Here is a 19,568-nt window from a genome sequence, read left to right on the forward strand (position 1 = left end):
TCTTATACTATGATGCTAAATTAGTGAATCAATTTTCTTTGTACAAAATCATACCTCCATGATATAATATCCCTTCTTTAAACTCTCCGTCAGCTGTAAATCCGGTGTCATCTTTATAATCAATATGATTACCTGAAACGATATAACTTCCCTGATAAGCACTTTCTCTTGAGCCACGTGCTTCGTAATACCGGTTGTCCGGCAGCAATTCATGACGGACGTACCCATCCTCTGTTACCCACATTCCGATGTATTCTTTTGTTTTTTCGATGGTCTTATTCATTTTTATTATGAAAGTTCTGTGTATGCGGTAGACAATGTGTAATTTTTCCACTGTTCCGCATCTTGGTTAATCATATTTATTTTATTTTTAAGTATATCATAAGCATCATTTCCCAGCAATAAATGCACTGGTGGCTGAGCCTCCTTACTTATGGCAATAAGCACTTCAGCAGCCTTCTCCGGATCGTTGGCCTGGTTTCCATTAATTGTATCAAGGTGTAATTGCTCAGATTCACGGGCTGCTTCGTATGCTTTAATGGTATTTTTAGGTGTCCTTACAGAACCTTTAGCAAGAAAATCTGTGCGGAAATAGCCCGGATAAACCACTGTAGCTTTTACGCCGAAAGCTTTAGCTTCTTCAGCAAGGGCTTCAGTGAATCCTGCAACAGCAAATTTAGTAGAACAATAAATTCCCCAACCCGGAAAACTTCCAAATAAACCTCCTACAGAAGCAATGTTAAATATATTTCCGGAACCCTGATTCCGTAAATAAGGCATAACATTTCTGATCACATTTAAGGAGCCAAATACGTTCACATCAAAATTTTCTCTGGCTTCTTCGTCCGATAATTCTTCCAGAGTACCTATCTGGCCATATCCTGCATTATTGACAATAACATCCAATTGTCCGAAATGTGCAATGCTTTTTTCCACAGCCTCTTTTACGCTGGAATCATCTTGTAAATTAACTTCCAATGGTAAAAATGCATCAGAGGCATCACCTATTTCTTTAACCAAAGATTCGGCATTCCGGCTTGTCGCTACAACGCGGTATCCTTCACTTAATAATTTTCTTACAAGACTAAGCCCCAAACCTTTTGAAGCGCCTGTAACAAACCATACTTTTTTTGTTTCCATTTTTTTATTTTTTTGATCTTAATTGATGATACAAAGATCATAAGGAAATCAAAATTTAAGATAACCCGATCAACTAAAAATGTAATCAAATCGTGGAAGAACTTTTTATTCTAATTAAAAGATTGCCTGAATGCCAACGGAGACATATCCGTTTTATTTTTAAACAGCTTGCTGAATGATTGCGGATGCTCGAATCCCAATTCATAGGCAATTTCGCTCACCGATAAATCAGTTGTTGAGAGCTTTTCTTTAGCTTTTTCAATTAATTTCTCATGAATATGCTGCTGGGTAGTTTGTCCGGTAAGTGTTTTTAATAGTGCGCTTAAATAATTATAGGAGAGGTTAAGCTCGCCGGAAATAAACTGCACCGTGGGCAATCCTTTTGATGCGAGATCATGATCATTAAAATAGGCTTCCAGTAATTCTTCAAGTCGGGCCAGGATCTTATGATTGACCGCCTTTCGTGTCATAAACTGCCGTTCATAGAATCTTTCGGAGTAGTTCATCAATGTTTCAAGATGCGAAACAATGATGTTCTGGCTGAATTTATCAAGATTCAAATGGCTCTCCTGTCTGATATTCCCAATGATCTGGTCAAGTATGATTTCTTCCTTATTTGAAAGGAACAGGGATTCAGTTAAGGAATAATCAAAAAATCCATATTGCCTGATCTTTTTTGCCAGTGATGTATTCCACAAAAAATCAGAATGGATAAGCAACATCCATCCCGACTGTTTATTTTCTGAGGTAGTTTCTGCTGCTATCCTGAACACCTGGTTGGAAGAAATGAAAAACATAATACCTTCATCAAAATCACATTCCTGTTGTCCGTACTTTAGCTTGCCGTTCATTCCCCGTTTAACTGAAATATGGTAAAAATCAAGGATCCAGTTGACTTCACCGATATCAGAAGGACGTTTCATTGTACTGTAATCGATCACGCTGATTAAGGGATGCTCTGGTGGTGGCAGCCCTCTTAGCTTATGGTACTCCGTGATCGTTTTTATCCTTATGGTCTTTCTTTGTTCCATATTTAAAAATGTGAATTATAATACCACGAATACAAAATTTCACATTCGTGGTTTATTCTTTACCATGCAACCTTACCATCTTTTCTGAAGAAACTTCCTGTAGGTCCTTCTTTGTCCAAAGTAGCATATTTTACGATAATTTCTGCAGCCTGCTTTGGGCTTTGCGTCCCCATAAAATTATTCAGGTCGGTTGCTGTATAACCCGGCTCAACACTGTTTATTTTAAAATTTGTACCATCGAATTCCCTTGCCAGTAATACTGTAAAAGCATTTAATGCAGTTTTAGAAGCGCTGTAAGCATCATATATCCTATGATTAGGATTCTGTGAACTGTTCTGGATTTCCAGGGAAGCCAGCTGACTGGAAACATTCACAATTCTGGGCTCGTCTGATTTTTTCAGCAGGTTCACCAATTCCTGTGTAGTCTGTACAGCTCCAAAGAAATTGGTTTCAAATATTCCTCTCAGGTTTTCCATTTCACAGGAAGAAATATTTTGTGGCTGCTTACCTGCAATACCTGCATTATTAATTAAGACATCGAGATGGTCTATGCTACTCTCCAGTTCTTTTCTTGCGGATTGTATCGACCTCAAATCCGTTACATCAATTTCCAGCAGATCCACATTATTAAATCCCTCAGCATTTAATTTTTCTACTGCCTCAGTTCCATGAGACCGACTGCGACATCCAAGGTAAACATGATATCCAAGTTTTGCTAATTGCCGGGTAGTTTCAAAACCTATTCCTTTGTTTGCTCCTGTAATCAATACTGTTTTCATATGTTTTATTTATACATACAAAGTTGCGAATGTATCTATCAATTAAAGTAGCCGGATATATGATTGTTGTAGCTGAATATAATATACAAACAAAAATTAAGGTATTTCCTTAGTTTTCAATGTCATAAAAGTTAATTCCCACTTCCTCATCTTTGACCTTTACTATTCTGGTATCCAGCGGATAAAAAATAAATTCTCCGGCACCGCAAATTTTTGCATCCAAAAGATGTCCTGCCAGAGCTGTATAATCCTGTCTGCCTAACGTGATATGCAAATGGAGTAGTGGCTGGCCGTTGAGCTCAGAAACATTCCCGGAAATATTAGAGACTTCCATTTGTTCATTGAACGTTTTATCCACATATTTCTTTGTTGAGGGTACAAAATAACGAAGCGTCGCTTCACTTACAGCACCAATTCCTGTTATTTCTCCCGATTTGATGTCTTGATTTATTACAAAATCGGTCAACGCTTCCACAATACCTGAATGGTTTTTCACACTCACAATATAAGTGGAATTTACTTTTTTAGCAGTCCAGTTATTTCCTTTTAAAATAGCAGTACTCGTACTCATCATATTTCAATTTACACTTATTATTTCTTAAGATAATTGATGATCCCGATAACATCATCTTTTCCAAATCCTTCATCATGGGCAGATTGATAGGTTTCAATAAGCGTTTTTGATAAAGGATAATCAGCTCCTGCATTATGGGCTAAAAGGATATCTTTTAACATCAGATCCAGGGCAAATGCCGGTGCATAATCATCATTGATCAGTAGTGGTGTTTTTACTTTTGTGGCACCACTTCCACTTGCACTTTCATTAATTATATCAAGCATGTCCTTCCTGTCGATTCCCAATTTATCTGAAAATAAGACCGTTTCCGCAAGGCCCTGATAGAGCGTAGACAGAAAATAATTCACCGAAAGCTTAGCAGCGATTCCTTTTCCGTTCTCTCCTAAATGTCTGATCTTTCCCAGCTTTTGTAAATAAGGTTCAGCACGATCAAGATCCTTTTCATCACCTCCTGCCATGATGATCAATGTTCCATCAGCTGCAGGTTTGGTACTTCCTGCTACAGGTGCATCGATAAAACCGGCTTCCTTTATCTTAACTGCAGAGGAAATATCATTGGTCGCTTGTGGAGAAATGGTACTCATATCTACGAAAAGTTTTCCATGAATATCCTCTGAAAGAATTTCTTCATATACCTGGCGCACTGCTGTATCATTGGTCAGCATTGTAAAAATAACATCATTGTTTTTTACCAGCTCAGTAACTTTGGTATATACGGTTGACTTCTCCTTAAAATCATTTGCTTTTTCGGTGGTTCTGTTATAGACAGACAAAGGAAATCCTGCTTTTTCTAAATTTTTAGCCATGGGATGCCCCATATTTCCTAATCCGATGAATCCAATTTTTGCGTCTTCCATATTTTTATTTTTTGTAAAATGTAAAAAGTATTAATAATGAATTGAAAGTTGGGAAATACAGCTTAGAGATTAGATGAGCAATGATAATTATGGATGGTTATTCATAACTGCCTCAGATTTCATATCCTGTAACCATTGATTTAAAATCCGGGATTCATAATTTACTTCTTATTTCTTAAGCCTTACAATGTGTTTTTCTATCCAAACAACAATCAACGTATCAAAATTACGCATTCCAAAATCAATTTTATTACCCTTACATTTTTTATAATGAGAAAACTTACAGAAATTTGCAGAAAAAATAAGCAGTATAAAAATGAAGATCATTGATGTTGAAAAGTGGAACAGAAAAGAACATTTTAATTTTTTTTCAAAAATGGCAAGTCCTTATTTTGGTTTTACAGCAGAAGTGGATTGTACAAAAGCTTATGATACTGTAAAAACTAACGGTCATTCTTTTTTTGCCTATTACCTTCATAAATCGATGGTTGCCGTGAATTCTGTTGAAGAACTGAAAATGAGAATTGTTGATGACCAGGTGGTCATTTTCGATGTCATCGATGCGGGAAGTACAATCGCCAGGGCAGACGGAACTTTTGGTTTTTCTTACATTCCTTTTTCAGAAAGCTTTGAAGTTTTCAATAAAGAATTACAAAAAGAAATTCAGGCTGTACAAAGCTCCACAGGATTAAGATTAAGTACTGATAGCGTCACCAAAGCTTTAATAAGACATTCTACTATTCCCTGGAATTCTTTCAGTGCACTGCTGCATCCTACGAATTTTGATAAGACGGAATCTATTCCGAAAATTACATTTGGAAAATACAGCATCCGTAACGGAAGGAAATATTTACCGGTTTCCATAGAAGCTCATCATGGTCTGGCAGACGGTCTTCATCTGGCAAAATACTTCGAAGAATTTCAAAAACAATTGGATTTATAACGAATAATTTTAATGTAATTAAATTATCTTTGCAGGTAATTAAAAGGTTTCTTTTTCTTTCTGACCGGAATTTAAATCCTCGATTTGATTCCGGAAATCAGGAAAGATACTTATCTCATTATTCTATAATTAATTTTGAATTTAAAACGTTAGTATGCAGGCGAGTTCTTCTCAGGGCATTTCCAGAACTGTGATATGGCTGATGGCTATTATTTCAGGGTTGGTAGTTGCCAACAACTATTATAATCAGCCACTATTGGCACTCATTTCAAATGATGTACATATTTCAGAAAGTGCTGCCAGCAAAATATCCGTACTGACCCAGATAGGATATGCACTGGGATTGCTTCTTATTGTTCCGTTGGGTGATAAATTTTTCCGTAAAAAACTGATTTTGATTGATCTTCTTTTGGTTTTCGGATCACTTTTATGGATGACCTTTGCTACTCAACTATGGATGCTGTATGCGGCGAGCTTACTGATCGGAATGACCTCTGTTATTCCGCAGCTTTTTGTTCCTATCGCAGCAGAACTTTCATCTGATGAAAAGAAGTCTTCCAATATAGGATTGGTAATGTCCGGATTACTTTTGGGTATTCTCTTATCCAGGTTTGTAGGGGGAATCCTGGGAGAAATTCTGGGTTGGAGGGCCGTTTTCGGTATTGCGGCAGGCTTGATGATACTCGTTTGGTTTGCAGTGTATAAAATGCTTCCTGAGCTCTCACCAAATTTTAAGGGGACATACAAAGATCTGATGCGTTCTGTATTTCATCTCGCAAGAACACAGCCTGTTTTACAACTGGCCTCTTTCCGGGGCGCAATGGCTTTTGGCTCTATGTGTGCTTTATTCACCACTTTGGTTTTTCATATGGAGAAACCTCCATTTAATGCCGGTTCATCTGTGGTAGGGAGTTTTGGCCTGGCAGGGGCAGTAGGTGCTTTAGCCGCAGCCAAAGTCGGGGCATTCCAAAAGTTCATGAATATCAACAGGATCATATTCTACTCACTACTAATCGTTTTAGGCAGCTGGGCTTTTACCTATTTTGCAGGATACACGTATTGGGGTTTGATTGTAGGAGTCATCCTGGTTGATCTCGGAGTACAATCCAGTCATATTATGAATCAAACCAGTTATTTTCTGATCAGAACCAATGCGGTCAACCGCCTGAATACGGTTTATATGGTCTGCTACTTTATCGGTGGATCATTAGGAACATGGCTGGCATCGGTTGCATGGCATTACGCACAGTGGGAAGGGGTGTGCTTCGTTGGAGCAAGCTTTGGTCTCTTAGCTTTAATCGCTCATTTGATCTTTAGCAGGAAAGTAAGTAAAACATTGTAATCCGCGTTTCTATTCGTAAAACGAAGTAGATCCAAGTTAAATGTAATAAATTTTGTTACATTAAAATTAAATGGTAACTTTGCAGAACATTACAACAAGAATTACAATGAAAATAGAAATATGGTCGGACGTTATGTGTCCGTTTTGTTATATAGGAAAAAATAATTTTGAACAGGCTCTTCAAAAATTGCCATTCAAAGATCAGGTAGAAGTAGAGTGGAAGAGCTTCCAGCTGGATCCTACCTTAAATACAGGTGAAACAAAGAATACACTTACCTACTTCAGAGAGAAAAAAGGCTTTCCTGAGACCCAGGCTACGCAAATGATCAGCCAGGTTACTCAAATGGGAAAAGGGGCTGGTATTGATTTCAATTTTGAAACTGCGCTTATAACCAATACGTTTCCTGCACATAAATTGTTGCAGTTATCTAAAAAATACAACAAGTCCAATGAAATGGAGGAAGCTCTGTTCATCGCCCATTTTATTGATGGCAAAGACGTGGGGGATGTTGATACATTGGCAGAAATTGCAGAATCACTGGGTATTGATAAAGAGGAGGCAAAGCATGCAGTAACTTCAGAGGAATTGACATCAGAAGTCAATGAAGACATCCAACAAGCCAGAAATAATGGAATTACCGGCGTTCCATTTTTTGTTTTAAATGGAAAGTATGCTGTTTCGGGCGCTCAACCTGTTGAAGTTTTTGAAAATGCACTCCAGCAAACGTATAAAGAAACGGTTTCTCCATTCACAGATCTTTCTAATGGAGAAAATGCCTGTGACCCCGATGGATGCAGCATTTAACTGATATAATATTCAGAAGACAATTAAATTACGTTATATAGAAAAACCTGAAGAGATTTTCTTCAGGTTTTTCTTTTGTATTTGTAATTTTATACCCTTATTTATTGTCAGATTATGGATATCCATTTTTACCAACCAAGAAATCCTGTTCTTAAAAAATATATCCAGGGATATTATTTTATGGATAAAGATGAATCTGCTTCGTCTATCAGATATCTGACATTTCCAAACAATTTTTTCATTGTTTCAGCCTGTCAGGATGCCGAGATCAGATCGGATGAAGGCAGTATGGAAATTTATCATTCTCCCATAAAAAATATAGTGATTGATTTGGTCTCCCGATGCACAGGATCTACGGAAATCTTTTATGAGAAACCCATTAATGAAATTACCATCTACTTTAAACCTTTGGGGATCTATCATTTTTTTAATGCTGACAACTGCTTAATTCTAAAAGATAAAATTTTATCTTCGGACTTTCGTGAGGCTATGGATAAGATACTGAATGAACACGGGAAGGAAATACAAATAAAAGCCCTGGAAGATTACCTGCTCTCTAAATTCATTGATAAGCATCTGACTGGAGCCGAAAATATCATCAAAGACCTTGAGAATGATATCAGTATCCTGGACATTGCGGAAAAGAATGGCATTACAAGACAATACGTTAATAAAATTACCAAACGGTTTGTAGCAAAACCAGCCTCCGAATATCGTAAAATAAACCGGTTTCGAAATTCCCTGCTGCGAAACAAACAGGTGAAAAATCTTACGGAATTATCCTATGAAAATCTTTTTTACGACCAGTCTCATTTTATCAAAGATTTTAAGGAACTTACTCAAATAACTCCAAAAACATTCTTCAAAAAAGTTAATACAGAACAAAATAATATCTGGTTATTTATTTAATCTGTTTCCTTTTTTACAATTCTCAATTTTTCCTGCCCCGTACTTTTGTCATGAACTTAAATTATATCTCATGAAGAAAACACTTGTCCTCATATCATTATTATATTCTTTATCATTTGGCTGCCAGAAAACAAACAACCCTGTTGTGAAAGATATTCTGGAAAAGGTCAAAGAGCACTATACAGATAAAGATCTTTATAAAAAGCTTGAAACGGAATTTCAACCGGAAGACTGGGATACACTGACCGGAAAAGAACTGGCTCAGAAGCTTACTGAAAAATTGAGGACTGTGTCCGGTGATCAGCATTTTTTTATTAAATACAAGGACGGTCTAACATCTGAAAACAAGAAAAATGCAAAGGAAACCGCCGCTGAAAATAATTTCCTTAATAGCCTTGAAAATTTCGGATTCGAAAATGTAAAAAGATTGGAAGGGAACATTGGTTATATTAATTTCAAAGGGTTTGCAGAATCCCGTTCAAGTGCAAAAACACTTGCATCAGTAATGGATTTTGTTGCGAATACCAACTCTTTGATTATTGATCTTCGTGAAAACAGAGGAGGTGATAACGGAATGCTTATCTTATTTTGCAGTTATTTTTTCAAAGAAAAAACCAATCTGTATTCTACCTATTTCAGAGACAAAGAAAAAACGGTTCAAAATACTACCCGAACAAAAGTTTTAGGAAAAAAATACCTTGATAAAAATGTCTATATCCTTACGAGCAGGTCTTCTTTTTCTGCTGCGGAAGGATTAGCCTACTTTCTTAAAAACTATAAACTCGCCAAAATCATTGGAGAAAATACCGGAGGGGCGGCAAATCCTGTAGACGAATTTATTATTGCAGATCAATACCTCACCGTTATTCCAGTCGGAAAAATTACAGCCACAATAACCCATGGAAACTGGGAACACACAGGTGTTTCCCCGGATATAAAAACCACAGCGGAAAATGCTTTAAAAACAGCATATATTCTGGCTTTAAAAGAGATCATGAACAGTAAAATACAAACAGAATTAAATAGGGATGAACTGGAAAGTCTTATTGAGAAATTAGAAAATGAGAAAAGCAAGATGGCAATTTAAGCTTATATTTTCCAAATTGTAATACATCATAAAAATCCTTTCTGCACAAATGCTCAGAAAGGATTTTATAGTAAAATTTAAATCTTTAAATGATTAGAAGTCTTTGAAGTTTTTACCCAAATGTTCTTCTATTACAAAGAATGGATCTTCTTTGAGGGTATGTCCTCTCATATCTATAAGACTTACTTTACTCATCATACGAAGCATGATCCTTCTTTCACAGGTATGTTCAACACCATTAATATTTTTTATTCCCGCGCGGAAAGCGGATCTTCCGTGGGCACATAAATGATTATTAACGACGATAACGTCTCCTGCCTGAGGAGTAAAATCTGAATAAATCAGATGTTTTGCTTCCTGCCAGAATTTGCTGAGCGCATGATGGGCAATATCTGTTTGCTTAATATCCGGATTAAACAATTGCTCTGCGGCATCAAATCTCATAAACGGCAGTTCCTTATTTCCGTATAAAATAGCATCTAAAGTATCGATTTCCTCTGCCTCGGTTTTTAGATTCGCATCCTTAGGAATTTTAAAGATCGGATCAAATAAAGGTTTGTAATCTTCATGAATAGATTCATGGGAACGGATAGAGTAAAGGGTAGAAGGTACCTGTTCTTCATTACGGATATACATAAAGCTTAAAAAGTCTGCCTGATGTTTAAGAAAAGCATCTTCCGTATGGACATACAGATCTGTAGCTGATCCTGATCCCGTCTGAGTATCCCGCATTTTTTCATCCGGAATGATCGCATGGATCAGCCCGCCTCCCTTACGCTGTGAATAATACTGTACCGGTTTCGATGGAAGAGCACCATGCAACAAAGCACAGGCAAATCCGTATTGATTGAATTTTGAGTAATCCGCCGATTGCCAGTTGGGTGGAGTCGTTCCTATTTTTTCCTGGTCAATGTCAAAAAGGCCCTGGAAAATCAATGCACCATACTGCTCTCTGGAAAAATCGCTGGCAAATGACGCCAGAACCTTTAATAATCTTTCCGGTAAAAAATAAGAGGCCAGTTGATGAACCTGCATGACAAACTCTCTGTTTTCAAAAGTTCCATATTTTCTTTCGAGATGATCTACCGCGTCTTTGATCATCCTGCGCTCGCTATCTGTAATCTGAATGGCTACAGGAAGTACTCTTTCCATAGTCAAACTGCTTTCTTCAAGAATTTTTAGAGAATTCATTAAAAAAAATTTTGTGTTAGGATTAAATTATTATATTTGTTTTTAATTATTCTAAATAACAATTGCGTTGTCAAATTTATGAATTTTTAATTAAGTACCAAATAAAAAATGCAAAAAAATAAAACTTAACGTATTGATTACGAGATATATAACCTATGTCCAAATAAAAATAAGTCAACACCATTTTTTTTAATCAACGTTATAAATAAATATATGAACAACGAAATTTTGCCTCACGAAGGAGTGATAAACGACACTTTGAATCACTTTTCGGGGAAATTTGAAAACATTTTTCATCAGGATAATTATGATCACTATCGTTCCGCTATCAATGACACTTTAGACCTGGTCGGAACATTTCTTCATAGAAACGACAAACCATTTAGCGGAATAGAAGCTAAAACAATGAAACAAAAGGTTCAGCACATTGACCTGAACCAAAAACTCTCTTCTTATGAAGAGCTCCTGAATGAGGTGGATGACATCTACGTAAAGCATGCCACAGCCTTTCACCTTCCTCAATATGTAGCCCATCTCAATTGCCCTATTGTAATTCCAGCATTAGCCGGAGAAATTCTTGTGAGCGCTATCAACTCTTCACAGGATACTTATGATCAGAGTGCCGGCGGCACTTTTATGGAAAGAAAACTGATTGACTGGACAGCAGAAAGATTAGGGTATTCTTCTGAAAGTGATGGTGTATTCACCGCAGGAGGTTCACAAAGTAATCTGATGGGATTGGTGATGATGCGGGATGTCTTCTCTCAAAAAAACTTACATCACAACATCAAACAAGACGGCTTACCGCCTGAAGCCGGCCGTTTTAGAATTTTCATTTCCGATAAAGCGCATTTCAGCAATTCAAAGAATGCATCTATTATGGGGTTAGGGGAAAAATCCATAATAAAAATTCCCACTGACCATGAATTCCGGATGGATATTACATTGCTTCAGAAATATATGAAGCGTGAGATCGAATTAGGAAATATTCCTATCGGGATCATAGCAACCGCCGGAACAACAGATTTTGGCAATGTAGACCCATTGGAGGATATTGCGAATATCGCGGCTCAACATAATATCTGGATGCACGTAGATGCAGCATATGGTTGTGCCTTACTTTTAAGCGCGAAATACAGTCATCTTTTAAACGGCATTGAAAAAGCAGATTCTGTAACAATAGATTATCATAAATCATTCTTCCAGCCGATCAGCAGTAGTGCTTTCATTGTTAAAAACAAGAGAGAACTTCGAATCCTTAAACATCATGCCGATTATCTGAATCCTGCAGAAATGGATGAGGAAGAGATTCCTGCACAGATCAATAAGTCTATTATACAAAGTACCCGTCGATTTGACGCCTTAAAACTTTGGTTTACCTTAAGAATAATGGGGCAGGAACAATTGGCTGAATATACCGACAGGGTGATTGATCTTACTAAAGATGCAGCAGCAATGATCACTGAAGACCAGGAATTTGAATTGCTATCGCATACTGACCTTAGTGTATTGGTATTCCGTTATCTGAGAGACGATATTGAAGATCTGAATGCACTGAACTTACATATAAAAATGAAATTGTTCTACAGTGGAGAGATCCTGGTAGCAAGTACCAAGGTTGATGGTAATTTCTATCTGAAATTTACTTTCCTGAATCCTATTACTACTACTGAAGATATTCATCAAATATTAAACACAATAAAAAAGCATGGAGAAAATTTTGGAACAACAAACTAATGTTGCAGAAAAAGCGCTTACCATTACAAGCAGAATCTTATTGAATGGTATGTTGCGGGAACTGGGGAACGGAAGATTTTATGAAGGAGTTCCAAAATATGATACCCTTACAGCCCGGGCACTTCAAAACAGCAATTACCCGCTATACATAAGATTTGAATTAAAAAAGAGCAATCTGTTTTTATTCGCCCCTGTTGCTTATCGTTCCGAAAGTTCATTTCACGATTATGCAATGCCTTTATGGGCCGTTGATCATAAAAATGAAAGCATTTTTGAGGTGGATATCGACCAGCTGACAGCTTTGGTTTATAAAGAGCTTTCTGAGCAATTCAGTGAACAAGGGTTGGAATTATTTACCAAAAGAATCCAAAGCAGCTTCAGAAACCTGGAACTGATCATGAATGCTGGTGCTCAGGAGAATGATCCTGTGTCTTACTCCTTTCTGGAATCTGAGCAGAGGCTTCCGGCAGGGCATAATCTTCATCCTTTTACCAAAGCAAGGATGGGATTTTCAAAAGAAGAACAGCTTTTGTATGGTCCTGAATTCAATAAAGAGATACAGCTTGAGTATTTTTTAGTGCATAAAAACAATGTTGTAGAAAACTCTGTTTTAGAGATCTCCTACAATGAATTTCTGAAAAGCATCGTTTCTCTGCCTTCGGACTTTGGAAAAAATTATCTTAAAGAAGGGGAAAGCCTGTCCGACTTCTATATCGTTCCATGTCATCCCTGGGAAGCCAGTTATCTTTTATCGATAAAAGAAGGCTCGGAAATGATAGAAAACAGGACATTAATTCACATCGGAGCCCTGGGAGAAGGATTTTATTCAACATCTTCTATAAGAAGCATGTACAACCCTCATATTCCATGGATGCCAAAGTTTTCCCTGAATGTTCTTTTAACCGGTTCGATCAGGATCAACACTGAAAAAGATTTAAAAAGAGGCTATGCTTCAGCATTATGGCGTAAGCACGCAGCTTCAGCATTTGAAAAGGATTTTAATCAGTTCAAACTTCTTTTAGAACCTGTAACATTGGCAGTCTACCACAATGATAAAAACATTGATAGTCTTAATTTATTAGTTCGCGAGAATCCGTTTTTACCTGAAGATAAAATACTTTTACTCGCCAGGTTATGCCAGGATGAGCCTGCTGACGGAAAGACTTTTATACAGAAATTTTTCTCGGATGTTTCAGATGTCCTGGGAATGGGTCTTGAAGAATCCATAACCACATGGTTCGAAAAGTATATTAAACTATTAATCGCTCCATTAAACCACTTATACAGCCATTATGGAATGGCTCCTGAGGCTCATCAGCAGAACCTGTTGATTCAGCTGGATGATCAATTGCTTCCTCAAACACTTTTTGTAAGAGATGCACAGGGTTATCTCCTCAGAGAAAGTTCGAGAGACCAGTATACCGGGCTGGCTAAAGAATATCCGGAGATTGAGGATCTCTTTATCAAAGATGAGCGTCTTTTAGATATCATTTCTTATCATGTACTGGTGAGCAATTTTTCAGCACTTATCGCCTCATTAGGAAAAACAGGGTGGATAAGTGAACGAATGCTGATTGATATATTATACCGGGAGTTTGATGCCGTTCACCATGAGATGCCTTCAGCGTTTACCAACTATGCCCTTCAAAACAGGTATTGGGGAACCAAAACAAACTTTAAGGCAGTAGCCAATGAGATTGATGGAATTACCAGTGCCGGGGCTATTTCTTATGCCAGGATTCCCAATCTTCTTTACAAATATTTCTTCTCGGATCAGCTGATCAATCCAAAAGGAAACGATGTGTTCTTCAGGCGTTATTTTCAGAAAGAAGATGTTACAATCAGTATGCGTCCTATTAACCTTGATGAAGATCTTGAAATGCTTCATGAATGGTTCAATCGTGAGCATGCTGTAAAAATATGGCAGATGAACTGGCCGATTGACGAGCTGGAAACCTATTACCGACTGATGTTACCGGGTGACGAAGCCCACAGCTATATTATTTCGAGTAATGATGAACCTTCCTGCAATATTGAAGTTTACTGGCCATGCCGGGATATTGTGGGAGATTATTATGATGTAATGCCTACAGACTATGGGACGCATCAGTTTATAGCTCCGACAGATCCTAAAAAGAAATATGTTTCTCCTTCCACACAATCTATGGTAGATTACGTATTTGCCCAACCGGAAGTTGGAAAAATGGTAGGAGAAGGCTCTGTAGATTCTTTTGCATCCATGATGAATAAGGCACATGTAGGCTTCAAAATAGAAAAAATCATTGAAATGCCACACAAAAAAGCCAATCTGAACTTCTGCTACAGAGAATGGTATTGGGAAAAATTCCCACAAAACAAAGATGTACAAATCACCGCAAAAATCGCTGAACATGACTAATGAAACCATATATAATGTAATAGGAATAGGTATCGGGCCTTTTAATTTAGGGCTAGCTGCTTTATCCAATCCTATATCTGAATTAAAAACACTTTTTCTTGATCAAAGGGATGGCTTCGACTGGCATCCGGGATTAATGATAGACCACGTAACCCTTCAGACACCGTTTTTGTGTGACTGTGTTTCGATGGCAGATCCTACCAATCCCTTAAGCCTTCTTAATTATCTTAAAGAAACCAACAGGTTATATAAATTCTTTATCAGGGAAGATTTCTTCATTCCCCGAAAAGAATACAACCGCTATTGTCAATGGGTAGTCAGCCAATTGCCACAATGCCGTTTTTCCACACAGGTTGTCGATATTATTTATGAAGACGGACTTTATCTGATTACCACGCTTCACACCAAAACCAAGGAGGCGGTAGTTTTTAAAGCGGAAAGACTCATCCTTGGTACCGGGACACAGCCCCATATTCCTTCATTTATTCCCAAAGAAGATTCCAGGATCCTTCATACAAGTTCTTATTTGTACAGAAAAGAGGAGCTTTTAGCTAAAGGCCGTAAAATAGCCGTAATTGGTTCAGGGCAAAGTGCTGCGGAAGTCTTTTACGATCTTCTTCAAAGCCGCAATGAAAATACGGAATTAGGATGGTATTCCCGACCTGACCGGTTTTTCCCGATGGAATATTCAAAGCTTACCTTAGAGCTTACTTCCCCTGATTACGTAGATTATTTTTACAGCAGAAACGAAGCTGCCCGCAAAGCTATCTTAAGCAAGCAACAGGCACAGTTTAAAGGGATCAATTATGACCTGATCAACCAGATCTACGATTTTATCTATGATCTGAATATTGATAATGCCGATCCAAAGCTTACGATCATTCCCAACAGCCAGCTGGATCGGGTAGATAACAGCAATACAGAACGTCTTACCCTTGAATTTACACAATTGGAACAGGATATCCCTTATGAACAGGAAGCTGATTATCTCGTAATTGGAACAGGATACCGTTATCATGAACCTTCATTCTTAAAAAATATTGAATCAAGAATTAAAAGGGATTCCAACGGGTTATTTGCCGTGAACAGAAATTACTCAATAGATCATAACGGAGGTGAAATTTATGTGCTTCATGCAGAAGTCCATACCCATAGCTATATTTCTACCGACCTTGGAATGGCGGCTTACCGTAATTCTTATATCATCAATGATATTCTGGGAAGGGAGCATTATAAAATAGAAAAGAAAATAGCCTTCCAGGATTTTGACGTTGAAAAACACGCAATGCCAACCGCCAAAATATAATGAATAATGAGTAACGATAATACGATAATTAACCAGAAACACTGGCTACAGGCTAACAGGGACCTTATGGCCAAAACAATCGCCGAATTAATGCATGAGGAGCGATTAAAGCCTGTCGCTGTATCTCAAGATGAAGAAGGATATACCACCTTCAGCCTTGAGACAGGATTTGAAAACATAGAATATAGCTTCAGGGGACAGGAAAGAATGATGGATTTCTGGCATATTGATAAAGCCAGTATTACAAAAACAGAGAATGGCGAAAAAACCGACATCCTTAATATTCCTCAATTTTTCCTTGAAATGCAGGCGGTTTTTGATCTTGATTCCAATACATTAGCAAAATACACAGAAGAATTACTGCATACTTTATATTGTGATTCCCTGATCTTGTCCAGAGGGATTATGACTTCAAAGGATCTGGCATCCAGTAATTACCAGACAGTAGAGCACCAAATGACAGGTCACCCATGGGTTATTGTCAATAAAAGCAGATTAGGCTTTTCACCTACTGACCTTGAAACCTTTGCCCCGGAAGCGGATAAGAGCTTAAAAGTCCTTTGGTTTGCCGCTCATAAGAGCAGATCATCTTTTCATTCTTTAGGGCATATCGATCAGGAAGAATTTTACCGCTCTGAAATCGGGGATGAATTATATCAGAATTTTCAACAAAAACTGATCAACAAAGGAAAATCAGTTGAGGATTATCATTTCATCCCGGTGCATCCCTGGCAATGGGAACATAAGTTAAAGATCCATTTTGCCGGAGACCTTGTCTCCGGAATATTAATTCCGATGGGAGAGGGTAATGACGTTTACAGCCCGCAACAGAGCATCCGTACTTTATTCAATGCAGATCATCCTGAGAAGAGATACTTAAAAACGGCTGTCTCTATTCTGAGTACCGGAAACATCAGAGGACTTTCCCCTAAACAGATGAAAATAGCACCCTCCATTACAGATTGGGTAAAAGGACTGATCAAAGGGGATGCTTATCTGGAAAATAAAGGAACCATATTTCTCGGTGAAGAAGCTTCAATCGCTTATCACCATCCGCAATACGGTGCTATTACAGGCGTCCCATATCAATATAATGAGTTCCTGGGAGCATTATGGCGTGAAAGTGCCGGATCTTATTTAAAGGAAGACGAAGAAATGTTTACCATGGCTTCATTGCTCTATGTGGATCAAAACGGAGTTCCCCTGGTACAAGCTTTTGCTGAAAAAGCAGGAATCAGTGTAAGACAATGGATCACAGAATATCTCGACGCTTATCTTACTCCTCTTCTTCATATCTATTACACCCATTCTCTTTGCGTAACACCTCACGGAGAAAACATTATGGTGGTATTGAGAAACGGGCTTCCACAAAGAATTGTTATTAAAGATTTTGTAGATGACATTGTTTTAACGACAGAAGCCAGAGAAAAATTACCGGATCATCTGGCAGACGGCTTGATTCAGTCCTCAAACAAAGAAAATGTTCCATTGTCCATTCTTCTTGGGGTTTTTGATGCCTTTTTCAGATATTTATCAAACGTTCTTCATACCTATTCGGATCTTAAAGAAGAAGAGTTCTGGACACTTGTTCATGAATGTATAGAGCATTACAAAAATCAAAACCCTGATTTAAAAGACCGCTATGCAAAATATGATCTGTATGTTCCGTCATTCAAAAGATTCTATATCAACAGTGTACGCTTGAAAAATAACGGTTACAGTGAAAACAAAGCATTTGCTATTCCAAAGAAAGATGGTGCTTTACCCAACCCATTGTACCAGATAGCCAATAAAAATTCTGTTGTGGCACTATGAAAAAGTTCCTGCATCTTGTAAAAGACGGTTCTGTATTTGCGTACGGAGCATTAGCCGGGAGAAAAACCGAGCTTACCAGCGGAAGCATCAACCGTTCAATCTTCAGTTTAGCCATTCCTATGGTGATGGAGCTTGTTATGGAATCTGTTTTCGTGAGTATCAATCTTTTAATTATTGCGAAGCTTGGAGATAAGGTCCTCGGACTTGTTGGTATTACAGATAACTACATCAATTTTGCCAACGCGATTGCCATCGGTCTTGGGATAGCGGCTGCTACATTAACGGCAAGGAGAGCAGGTGAAAAAGACAAGGAAGGAATGGGACAAACGGCACAGTATATCATACTGCTTGCGTTTGGATTTGCCCTCTTGGTTGGGGGACTGTCATTTATTTTCGCATCCGATATCATCGGCTTTCTCGGGATTAAACCCGATAGTATTGATCATGGAGTCCTTTTTTCCCAACTGGTATTTTTAAGTATCGGATTGGTTATTCTGAGGCTTTCCATTAACGGGCTTTTCAGAGGGGCCGGGGATGCTTCCCTTGCTATGAAATCCCTTTGGCTTTGCCATATATCGAGTATGGTATTCGCGGTCATCTTTGTTTTCGGACTTGGTTTTATTCCTGCTTACGGATTAATGGGATTAGCTTATGCTACTGTTTTATCCCGTCTGCTCGCGGTAATATACCAGTTTTTTATCCTCCTTACAGGAAAAACTAGCATCAAGATCGGTACGAAGTTTCACTTCGACCTTTCCTTAACAAAGAAAATCCTCAAAATTACCTTTGGCGGACTGGTTCAGTATATTATTCCTGCCTCCAGCTGGCTGATTATGGTGAAGATTATTGCAACCTTTGGAACCACCGCACTTGCAGGTTACATTATTGCCCAAAGGATAGCTTCTGTGGCAACCATGCCTGCCTGGGGAATAGGAAATGCTGCGGGAGTTCTTACGGGCCAGAATCTGGGAGCAGGAAATCCGGATCGTGCGGAAAAAACCGTATGGAGGGCAGGAGGAATCAACATGACATATCTCGTGGCTGTTGCTTTATTCTGGCAACTGGCAGCGGAATATGTTGTTACCTTTTTTACTTCGGAAGCCCAGGTCGCTCAGTATGCAGTCCAGTATATCCACGTGGTTTCAATGGCTTATTTGTTATTAGGCTTTACAATGGTGATCAGCCGCGCACTTAATGCTGCCGGAAATATCATGCAGGTAACCCTGCTGTATATGATCATGTTTTATGTTATTCAGCTTCCTTTGGCTTATCTCCTTGGAGTAAGGCTTCAATGGGAACTGAAAGGAATATTTACAGCTATCGTTTCTTCGGAAATTGTACTGGCTGTGCTTTTCCTTATGATCTTCAGAAATGGTAAATGGAAAACTATAAAAATTTAAAATGCACACAACAGACGAATTTTATGAAATTATTGCATCAGCAATTGCAGTAAAAAAAGAAATGATTGATGAAAACCTTACCTACCAGGAAATCCCGGAATGGGATTCTATGTCCCATCTTCTTATAGTAGAAGCATTGGAACAGTTCTACCAAATAAAGTTTGATTTTAATGATATTCTTGAAATGGGAACTGTAGGAAAGATCCGCGACAAAATGAAAAAATACGATGTACTCGTAGAAAACTAAGTAT

At 38.0% G+C, this 19,568-nt stretch carries 18 protein-coding genes; 11 read left to right on the forward strand and 7 right to left on the reverse strand.

Going from position 1 to position 19,568, the window contains the following annotated elements:
• Positions 1-28 precede the first annotated feature (28 nt).
• From MTQ00_RS05195 to MTQ00_RS05220, 6 genes are all read right to left on the reverse strand, one after another.
• Complete coding sequence (locus MTQ00_RS05195) at positions 29-283, reverse strand: Atu4866 domain-containing protein (protein ID WP_273647985.1); 255 nt, start codon at positions 281-283, stop codon at positions 29-31.
• Between the two features lie 5 nt (positions 284-288).
• Positions 289-1,140, reverse strand: coding sequence for an SDR family NAD(P)-dependent oxidoreductase (locus MTQ00_RS05200; RefSeq protein ID WP_172282811.1), 852 nt, complete (start codon positions 1,138-1,140; stop codon positions 289-291).
• A 110-nt stretch (positions 1,141-1,250) separates the two neighbouring features.
• Positions 1,251-2,171 (reverse strand): helix-turn-helix domain-containing protein, encoded by a 921-nt coding sequence (locus MTQ00_RS05205; protein ID WP_273647986.1) that lies wholly within the window; start codon positions 2,169-2,171, stop codon positions 1,251-1,253.
• A 59-nt stretch (positions 2,172-2,230) separates the two neighbouring features.
• Positions 2,231-2,950, reverse strand: coding sequence for an SDR family oxidoreductase (locus MTQ00_RS05210; RefSeq protein ID WP_273647987.1), 720 nt, complete (start codon positions 2,948-2,950; stop codon positions 2,231-2,233).
• A 109-nt stretch (positions 2,951-3,059) separates the two neighbouring features.
• On the reverse strand, positions 3,060-3,524 hold the full coding sequence (locus MTQ00_RS05215; protein ID WP_273647988.1) for a PPC domain-containing DNA-binding protein: 465 nt from the start codon (positions 3,522-3,524) through the stop codon (positions 3,060-3,062).
• A 17-nt stretch (positions 3,525-3,541) separates the two neighbouring features.
• The gene (locus MTQ00_RS05220; protein ID WP_273647989.1) at positions 3,542-4,384 is read right to left on the reverse strand and encodes an NAD(P)-dependent oxidoreductase; all 843 of its coding nucleotides are present in this window, start codon (positions 4,382-4,384) and stop codon (positions 3,542-3,544) included.
• Positions 4,385-4,700: 316 nt separating this feature from the next.
• Here MTQ00_RS05220 and MTQ00_RS05225 point away from each other — a divergent pair, with 316 nt between their 5' ends.
• From MTQ00_RS05225 to MTQ00_RS05245, 5 genes are all read left to right on the forward strand, one after another.
• Positions 4,701-5,327: a chloramphenicol acetyltransferase gene (locus MTQ00_RS05225; RefSeq protein ID WP_273647990.1), complete on the forward strand. Its 627-nt coding sequence runs from the start codon at positions 4,701-4,703 to the stop codon at positions 5,325-5,327.
• Positions 5,328-5,481: 154 nt separating this feature from the next.
• Complete coding sequence (locus MTQ00_RS05230) at positions 5,482-6,669, forward strand: MFS transporter (RefSeq protein ID WP_273647991.1); 1,188 nt, start codon at positions 5,482-5,484, stop codon at positions 6,667-6,669.
• A gap of 106 nt (positions 6,670-6,775) precedes the next feature.
• Positions 6,776-7,474, forward strand: coding sequence for a DsbA family oxidoreductase (locus MTQ00_RS05235; RefSeq protein ID WP_273647992.1), 699 nt, complete (start codon positions 6,776-6,778; stop codon positions 7,472-7,474).
• A 114-nt stretch (positions 7,475-7,588) separates the two neighbouring features.
• Positions 7,589-8,383, forward strand: coding sequence for a helix-turn-helix domain-containing protein (locus MTQ00_RS05240; RefSeq protein ID WP_273647993.1), 795 nt, complete (start codon positions 7,589-7,591; stop codon positions 8,381-8,383).
• Between the two features lie 70 nt (positions 8,384-8,453).
• Positions 8,454-9,470, forward strand: coding sequence for a S41 family peptidase (locus tag MTQ00_RS05245; protein ID WP_273647994.1), 1,017 nt, complete (start codon positions 8,454-8,456; stop codon positions 9,468-9,470).
• A 93-nt stretch (positions 9,471-9,563) separates the two neighbouring features.
• Here MTQ00_RS05245 and MTQ00_RS05250 read toward each other — a convergent pair whose 3' ends face one another.
• Positions 9,564-10,661 (reverse strand): taurine catabolism dioxygenase TauD, encoded by a 1,098-nt coding sequence (locus tag MTQ00_RS05250; protein ID WP_273647995.1) that lies wholly within the window; start codon positions 10,659-10,661, stop codon positions 9,564-9,566.
• Positions 10,662-10,874: 213 nt separating this feature from the next.
• On the opposite strand from MTQ00_RS05250, the gene MTQ00_RS05255 reads away from it, so the two are divergent.
• The 6 genes from MTQ00_RS05255 to MTQ00_RS05280 are packed head-to-tail and all read left to right on the forward strand — an operon-like array spanning position 10,875 to position 19,564.
• Positions 10,875-12,398, forward strand: coding sequence for a pyridoxal phosphate-dependent decarboxylase family protein (locus tag MTQ00_RS05255; RefSeq protein WP_273647996.1), 1,524 nt, complete (start codon positions 10,875-10,877; stop codon positions 12,396-12,398).
• Positions 12,370-14,796 carry a GNAT family N-acetyltransferase gene (locus MTQ00_RS05260; protein ID WP_273647997.1) on the forward strand — a complete coding sequence of 809 codons (2,427 nt, stop codon included), beginning with the start codon at positions 12,370-12,372 and terminating at the stop codon, positions 14,794-14,796. The genes MTQ00_RS05255 and MTQ00_RS05260 overlap by 29 nt, the downstream gene beginning before the upstream one ends.
• Positions 14,789-16,102, forward strand: coding sequence for a lysine N(6)-hydroxylase/L-ornithine N(5)-oxygenase family protein (locus MTQ00_RS05265; RefSeq protein WP_273647998.1), 1,314 nt, complete (start codon positions 14,789-14,791; stop codon positions 16,100-16,102). Before MTQ00_RS05260 ends, MTQ00_RS05265 begins: the two co-directional genes overlap by 8 nt.
• A gap of 6 nt (positions 16,103-16,108) precedes the next feature.
• Positions 16,109-17,917, forward strand: coding sequence for an IucA/IucC family protein (locus MTQ00_RS05270; protein ID WP_273647999.1), 1,809 nt, complete (start codon positions 16,109-16,111; stop codon positions 17,915-17,917).
• Complete coding sequence (locus MTQ00_RS05275) at positions 17,914-19,317, forward strand: MATE family efflux transporter (RefSeq protein WP_273648000.1); 1,404 nt, start codon at positions 17,914-17,916, stop codon at positions 19,315-19,317. Before MTQ00_RS05270 ends, MTQ00_RS05275 begins: the two co-directional genes overlap by 4 nt.
• A gap of 1 nt (position 19,318) precedes the next feature.
• On the forward strand, positions 19,319-19,564 hold the full coding sequence (locus tag MTQ00_RS05280) for an acyl carrier protein (protein ID WP_172282766.1): 246 nt from the start codon (positions 19,319-19,321) through the stop codon (positions 19,562-19,564).
• The last annotated feature ends 4 nt before the right edge of the window (positions 19,565-19,568 follow it).

Origin of the sequence: Chryseobacterium sp. B21-037, from assembly GCF_028570785.1 — a bacterium.
Classification (GTDB): Bacteria; Bacteroidota; Bacteroidia; order Flavobacteriales; family Weeksellaceae; genus Chryseobacterium; species Chryseobacterium proteolyticum.

Excerpts from the sequence above, each read along its gene's own strand:
- MTQ00_RS05195 (WP_273647985.1), bottom strand. The coding sequence starts at position 283 with ATGAATAAGACCATCGAAAAAACAAAAGAATACATCGGAATGTGGGTA.
- MTQ00_RS05200 (WP_172282811.1), bottom strand. The coding sequence starts at position 1,140 with ATGGAAACAAAAAAAGTATGGTTTGTTACAGGCGCTTCAAAAGGTTTG.
- MTQ00_RS05205 (WP_273647986.1), bottom strand. The coding sequence starts at position 2,171 with ATGGAACAAAGAAAGACCATAAGGATAAAAACGATCACGGAGTACCAT.
- MTQ00_RS05210 (WP_273647987.1), bottom strand. The coding sequence starts at position 2,950 with ATGAAAACAGTATTGATTACAGGAGCAAACAAAGGAATAGGTTTTGAA.
- MTQ00_RS05215 (WP_273647988.1), bottom strand. The coding sequence starts at position 3,524 with ATGATGAGTACGAGTACTGCTATTTTAAAAGGAAATAACTGGACTGCT.
- MTQ00_RS05220 (WP_273647989.1), bottom strand. The coding sequence starts at position 4,384 with ATGGAAGACGCAAAAATTGGATTCATCGGATTAGGAAATATGGGGCAT.
- MTQ00_RS05225 (WP_273647990.1), top strand. The coding sequence starts at position 4,701 with ATGAAGATCATTGATGTTGAAAAGTGGAACAGAAAAGAACATTTTAAT.
- MTQ00_RS05230 (WP_273647991.1), top strand. The coding sequence starts at position 5,482 with ATGCAGGCGAGTTCTTCTCAGGGCATTTCCAGAACTGTGATATGGCTG.
- MTQ00_RS05235 (WP_273647992.1), top strand. The coding sequence starts at position 6,776 with ATGAAAATAGAAATATGGTCGGACGTTATGTGTCCGTTTTGTTATATA.
- MTQ00_RS05240 (WP_273647993.1), top strand. The coding sequence starts at position 7,589 with ATGGATATCCATTTTTACCAACCAAGAAATCCTGTTCTTAAAAAATAT.
- MTQ00_RS05245 (WP_273647994.1), top strand. The coding sequence starts at position 8,454 with ATGAAGAAAACACTTGTCCTCATATCATTATTATATTCTTTATCATTT.
- MTQ00_RS05250 (WP_273647995.1), bottom strand. The coding sequence starts at position 10,661 with ATGAATTCTCTAAAAATTCTTGAAGAAAGCAGTTTGACTATGGAAAGA.
- MTQ00_RS05255 (WP_273647996.1), top strand. The coding sequence starts at position 10,875 with ATGAACAACGAAATTTTGCCTCACGAAGGAGTGATAAACGACACTTTG.
- MTQ00_RS05260 (WP_273647997.1), top strand. The coding sequence starts at position 12,370 with ATGGAGAAAATTTTGGAACAACAAACTAATGTTGCAGAAAAAGCGCTT.
- MTQ00_RS05265 (WP_273647998.1), top strand. The coding sequence starts at position 14,789 with ATGACTAATGAAACCATATATAATGTAATAGGAATAGGTATCGGGCCT.
- MTQ00_RS05270 (WP_273647999.1), top strand. The coding sequence starts at position 16,109 with ATGAGTAACGATAATACGATAATTAACCAGAAACACTGGCTACAGGCT.
- MTQ00_RS05275 (WP_273648000.1), top strand. The coding sequence starts at position 17,914 with ATGAAAAAGTTCCTGCATCTTGTAAAAGACGGTTCTGTATTTGCGTAC.
- MTQ00_RS05280 (WP_172282766.1), top strand. The coding sequence starts at position 19,319 with ATGCACACAACAGACGAATTTTATGAAATTATTGCATCAGCAATTGCA.